The organism is Spirulina sp. LEGE 11439, from assembly GCF_059821285.1.
The window spans coordinates 45,186-51,433 of the sequence record NZ_JCAMRX010000045.1 but is presented as its reverse complement, the minus strand read 5'-3'; the positions used below and the strand labels follow the sequence as shown (position 1 = coordinate 51,433).

At 45.4% G+C, this 6,248-nt stretch carries 3 protein-coding genes and 1 pseudogene; 1 reads left to right on the top strand and 3 read right to left on the bottom strand.

The features are described from left to right. Window positions 1-782 (bottom strand): annotated as a pseudogene (locus AC6RV6_RS23140) (hypothetical protein); the annotation flags it as partial. A 219-nt stretch (window positions 783-1,001) separates the two neighbouring features. On the opposite strand from AC6RV6_RS23140, the gene AC6RV6_RS23135 reads away from it, so the two are divergent. Further along, window positions 1,002-3,152: a polyribonucleotide nucleotidyltransferase gene (locus AC6RV6_RS23135; RefSeq protein WP_500243247.1), complete on the top strand. Its 2,151-nt coding sequence runs from the start codon at window positions 1,002-1,004 to the stop codon at window positions 3,150-3,152. Window positions 3,153-3,259: 107 nt separating this feature from the next. Here AC6RV6_RS23135 and AC6RV6_RS23130 read toward each other — a convergent pair whose 3' ends face one another. After that, window positions 3,260-4,957, bottom strand: a complete 1,698-nt coding sequence (locus AC6RV6_RS23130) for a helicase HerA domain-containing protein (RefSeq protein ID WP_500243246.1) — start codon at window positions 4,955-4,957, stop codon at window positions 3,260-3,262. A gap of 132 nt (window positions 4,958-5,089) precedes the next feature. Continuing rightward, window positions 5,090-6,193 (bottom strand): fatty acid desaturase family protein, encoded by a 1,104-nt coding sequence (locus AC6RV6_RS23125; protein ID WP_500243242.1) that lies wholly within the window; start codon window positions 6,191-6,193, stop codon window positions 5,090-5,092. Between the last annotated feature and the right edge of the window lie 55 nt (window positions 6,194-6,248).

Here is a 6,248-nt window from a genome sequence, read left to right as displayed (position 1 = left end):
CTGGTGACTGGTGACTGGTGACTGGTGACTGGTGACTGGTGACTGGTGACTGAAAAATAGGCGCGACAGAGACTTGGCATTAAACGGGCAAATTGATTGAGACGATCGCGATCGATGGCACTATCGAGGAGAGGCTGCCAACAACTATTCCACTCATCTTGAGAATCCCCCAAGGAGGTTTCGCGATCGCTAAAGGAAGGACGCAACCCCGGTAAAAATTTACCTCGCGCCAGTAGATCCAAACTCCAGCGATATACTTGCGACCAGAATTGGATTGAGTCCCCTAAGTCCCCCCGACGCGATAGTCGGGATCCCAAAGGTAATCCTTGTAATAACTGCACGGTTTCCCATCCATCCAAAGCGATTCCCTCAACCTGCCACCATTGCAAAGAAATATCTCGTCGCGAGATTTCTCCCTCACCTCCGGAAAGTATGGGGAAAAAATGACGCTGGGAGGAAAGAGAGTTTGCCGCAGAACTTTTCCGTTTTCTGCCCCTTCCTCTCTTCTCTGTTGTTTCCGAGGCCTCCCTCTCTTCCTCACGACTGGGAAGCGCGATCGCCAGACTCGTCCAAGGAAAGTCATCATCGCGATCGGGGAGAAAAATTTTCCGAGCAGTCAGACATGACAAGAGTTCGTCACGCGTCATCCCCAAGGGATGGCAGGGAATCTCTCCCTTCTCCGTCAATCCTTCTGAAGTTCTCGTCCGCCACGTTTCTCCCCAGAGGAAAAAATAACCGTTCTCGGCGGCATTCAAAATCCAACTCCCGTGTAAAATCGCCATATTTTTGATCTCGTTTACTTCTAAAATTGCAAATTGTCAGTAGCTCAATTCTGAGGTTTCCAGACATACGGCTGAAATGTCTGAAAATAGTTTTCAATATCACATCCTTCCCAATGCAAGAAGTCCGCACTCGAATTGCGAATTGCAAACGGAGCGAGTCCAGAAATGTTAGGATTGCGAAAGAGAAACAGTGAAAAAATAAAAGGAAAAGCACGCAAGATGCAAGAATTTGAAAAGTCAATATCCTTTGACGGACGGGATATTCGACTCCAGACAGGTTTCCTCGCTCCTCAAGCTGGCGGTTCGGTGTTAATTCAATCGGGAGAAACGGCGGTTTTAGTCACGGCAACTCGCGCTGCAGGTCGAGAAGGCATTGATTTCCTCCCTCTATTGGTGGACTACGAAGAACGACTTTACGCAGCCGGGCGCATCCCTGGCGGTTTTTTACGCCGAGAAGGCCGTCCTCCAGACAAAGTGACGCTGACCAGTCGCTTGATCGATCGCCCCATGCGTCCGTTATTTCCGCAATGGATTCGGGATGACATTCAAATCATAGCAACTACCCTCGCCCTTGATGAAGAAGTCCCTCCAGATGTTTTAGCCGTCACGGGAGCTTCTGTGGCCGTACTGTTGGCGCAAATTCCCTTTCAAGGTCCAATGGCTGCCGTTCGCGTTGGCTTAGTCGGGGATGATTTTATCATTAACCCCACCTATCGGGAAATCGAACAAGGAGATTTAGATTTGGTGGTGGCTGGCTCTCCCGATGGTGTCGTTATGGTGGAAGCTGGAGCTAATCAATTGCCGGAACACGATATTATCGAAGCGATCGAATTTGGCTACGAAGCCGTACAGGAGTTGATTTCAGCGCAACGAGAACTCTTGGTGGAGTTAGGATTAGAATTGGTTTCCGAAGAACCTCCTAAGGAAGATCCCGCTCTTGGGAAATTTGTGGAAAAATGCGCCAAAGATAAAATCAAAAAGGTCTTGGCTCAATTTGATTTCGATAAAAAAGCCCGCGATACGGCTTTAGATGAGATCAAGGCTCAAGAAGTGACCGCCGCGATCGCAGAATTACCCGAAGATAATGCCCTCAAGATAGCGGCAGAAGGAAAGATCGTCGATACTCTCTTCAAAAAGCTGACCAAAAAACTTATGCGCCTACAAATCATTAAAGATGGCGTGCGGGTGGACGGACGCAAGTTAGATGAGGTGCGCCCCATTAGCTGTCGCACGGGACTACTTCCTCGTCGGGTTCACGGCTCAGCGACTTTTCAACGAGGACTCACACAAGTTTTGTCTTTGGTAACTTTAGGGACACCGGGAGACGCGCAGGATTTGGATGATTTGCATCCACAAACCGAGAAGCGCTACCTCCATCATTACAATTTCCCCCCTTATTCCGTGGGAGAAACCAAACCCATGCGTTCCCCCGGACGGCGAGAAATCGGTCACGGCGCTCTTGCAGAACGGGCGATCTTGCCGATCCTGCCTCACCAAGACGATTTTCCTTATGTCGTGCGGGTCGTTTCTGAGGTGCTGTCTTCCAATGGTTCTACGTCCATGGGATCGGTCTGTGGTTCGACCTTGGCGTTAATGGATGCGGGAGTACCTCTTCGCAAACCCGTAAGCGGGACGGCGATGGGATTGATTAAAGAAGGAGATGAAGTCCGCGTGCTGACGGATATTCAAGGCATTGAAGACTTCTTGGGGGATATGGATTTCAAGGTGGCCGGGACGGATAACGGTATCACCGCCCTCCAGATGGATATGAAAGTTACGGGATTATCTTTGGATATTATTGCCAAAGCGATCGAACAGGCGAAGGATGGACGGCTACATATTTTGGAGAAAATGCTGGCGACTTTGGATCGTCCTCGCGATCGCCTTTCTCCTCACGCCCCGCGCCTGTTAACGATGAAGATCGATCCAGATTTAATCGGCTTGGTGATTGGACCCGGAGGTAAAACCATTAAGGGGATTACGGAACAAACGGGAGCCAAAATTGATATTGAAGATAATGGCACGGTGATGATCTTCTGCAACCGTCAAGAAAGCGCCCTCGAAGCGCGGCGCATTATTGAAGGGATGACGAAAAAGCTCAATGAAGGCGATGTTTATGTGGGTCGCGTGACTCGCATTATCCAAATTGGGGCATTTGTAGAGATTCTCCCAGGTAAAGAAGGGATGATTCACATTTCTCAATTGGCAGATTATCGCGTCGGGAAGGTAGAAGATGAGGTTGCAGTCGGTGATGAGGTGGTGGTAAAAGTGCGCGAGATCGATTCTCGCGGACGTATTAATCTCACTCGTCTCAATATTCACCCCGATGAGGCCGCAAAGGCTCGTGAGGAGGCTGCGAAAAACAATTAACGATTGAGTTCGTATAAAGAGCGATCGCACCAAGCGCGATCGCTCTTTTCTCTCACTCTCGAACAATTATCGAGAAATGTTTGAAACTGCAAAAATCCGTAGTTTCTTTAAAATCCCAAATCTGCCTTACCATTTTCTGCGGCGACTAACACCTCCTCATCGGTTTTTTCACTCCAATCTGTATCACCAATTTCTCGATAAAAGTCGCTATCATAAGCACGAGTCCTTACGACCACAGGCATCGGCACCGCATGACCTAAAATTAATGCCTGTTGTTTGGAATCCAACTTCGCTAAAACCGATCGCAGTCCTTGACCGCCAGAAACGCCGGTAAAAATGGCATTAATATCCTTTTCATCGTTTAACAAACAAGTGACGCGGGTTCCGACTTGAGACATCACCTCGGGATCGATTCCTGAAGGACGCTGATCGACCACCAATAAGGTAACAAAATATTTCCGCATTTCCCGCGCAATCGTCCCGAAAATCGTTTGATGCACGATCGCAGAATCGAGAAAACGATGTGCTTCTTCAATAGTAATCACCAATTGCCGAGGACGATCTTGAGGATTTTTAGAACGCAAAAAGAGATCGGCTTTATTAACATAATTGCTGTGAATGCGACGGGTGATCATATTCGTCACCAACATATACGACAGCATATTAGAATGAGAGCCAAATTCAATCACGATATGCTTGCCAGCATCAATGGATTGCAAAAGGCGATCGATATAATTATGAGGACAAACCGGACGAATATATTTTAAATGATCGAAACGCATTAACTTCCGTTGTAGCGCCATAATTGAACCCATATGACCTTGTTTGGTTTCACAAAATTCTTTAATATCTTCATTGGTCATATTTAATAACTGCACCATCCATGCCTTACCAAATTCAGACGCGAGAATATTAGCATTGTCGATACTGGCATCAGAAAGCCCGAGTTCGTGGGCGACTAAACGCAAATCTTCCATTTCAATTTGATCGTAACTGAGGAAAAGTTCTTGGGCATTGGGAACGCCTCTACGCTTAGTTGCAACGTTATCTAATGTATAAATTTCCACCTGTCCGGGAAACAGTTGCGCTAATCCTTTCACAGTACTCACACCCTTACCTTCTTGCATCGCGTCCCAACCATATTCCGAGTGCATATCAAACATCAAATTCACTGCCGCTTGTTTACGAATAATACCTGAAAGTAACAAGCGGGTTAAAAAAGATTTCCCCGTTCCAGATTTGCCAAAAATACCGTTACTGCGCTCAACAAAACGATCTAAATTGATGCAAACGGGAACATCCATATCGAGAGGTTGACCGACGGAAAAATTCTTGCGTTGCGGATCGTCTTCCCAACCAAAAACAATGCGAAAATCTTTCTCGCTGGCATCAAAAACTTGACTGAAATGAGTGGGAATTGTTTTAACCGGAAGGAGTACTGCGTCGCTATTACTATTGGTTTGAAAAGAGGCGAGAGAGGTATTCTCGACATCAACAATTCCTTGACTTTCTGGGGTGAACATGAGCATGGGAGATAATGTCACCATGCCATAAGTCCCGCTTCCTGCCAAAACTTCCCGCAAAAAGCTATCTTGAGGGGAAGGTGGATTGCTAAAAATTCTCGGAGTGGAGGTACCGAGGGCAACATCTGTGAGCAAACAGAAGAATCGCGATCGCGTTCCTTCCACGACTAAAAATTTCCCAACGCGCATATCTTCTACCGAAATATCGGGATGCAAGCGCACTTCTAAACCTTGCATCAAGGAACCTTGAATGACCGATCCGAGGGGAATATCTGGATTCATACAGTCAACGGGCAATTGTACTATTCTTTCTACAGTACATCTTTTTTGCAAGAGTGCAACCAATCAGCAATTCTCAAATTTATTGAGATGAGTCGGTTGAGGGATGCGATCGCATCTCTCAACCGATATTAACTACCTTTCTGGATGATTTGTAGACAAAGGACAAGGGATAGATTTTTCTCCAGTCCAGTCAGTAAAAGTATTTTCATCCCGGTAATGTCGAGGTGTTTGTAACAACAATCGCCAAACTTTGCCGACCTCCAATAAATTAAAGCGATCGGGATAGTGAGTTTGCAAAAGTTCTTGTACCATCGGATAATAATCTGAGTTCATACCGGGAAAAATATGATGCTCTGTATGATAGGAGAAATTCAAATGCAGCACATCAAATATTTTCGGTACTCGCAGAGAAACACTATGAGCGAGGGGATCGTTCACATCGGTCATCCGACAGAGCATATGATTGGTGTAAATGTAAAACATCACGCCACTATAGCCAATCCAGATCGGCAAAAAGTAACCCAATAGTAACTTAATGGGATTAAAATCAAGGAAAGTCAAGATACTCAAATGAATCCCGATCGCCAGCAGTAATTCCCAACCAATAGCCTTCCGTTCTTGAGAGCTAACGGTAAAGGAAAATACGGGATATTTCGTCGTACCATTATTAAACAAAAACACCGAACTGAGATTTCGAAAAGTGTGAATACCCCAAGAGTGTGCCATGCCAATTGTCAAAAAAATGGGATTCACTTCTGCTGAAGGAACAAACTGATTTTGAATCCATTTTCCCCAGTTTTTAGGATGTTCGGCTAAATAATTTCGATCTGGATCTTGCAAGGAGTTCGTCTTATTATGATGCTCTCGATTATGAACTGCTTTCCATAAAGTGGGTGGCATCCATAACAAAGTCAATCCGAATAAACCGATCGCTTGTTTTAATTGAGGATTTTTAATGGTTGCACTGTGCATGATATTATGCGTACTAAATAGTGCAATTATCACACTATTACCCATAATTACAGCAAAAGGTAAATACAACCACAATAAAGACGTATTCCAGCGATCGAGATAATCGGCAATCCCCCAACCTAGGATCAATATAGTTAGATTAATCCCTAGGATCAAAACGTGGTTTTGGTTGGGTAGAAATGCTTCAGGAGGCAGTAATGGACGCAACTTTTTAGCATATTCAGACTGAGCAATTAAGGGTTTAGACTGAACAAGATTTACCATGAATTATTTAATTCCAAAAAATAGAGGAATGGTATGATGCAAATCAAGTCTATCA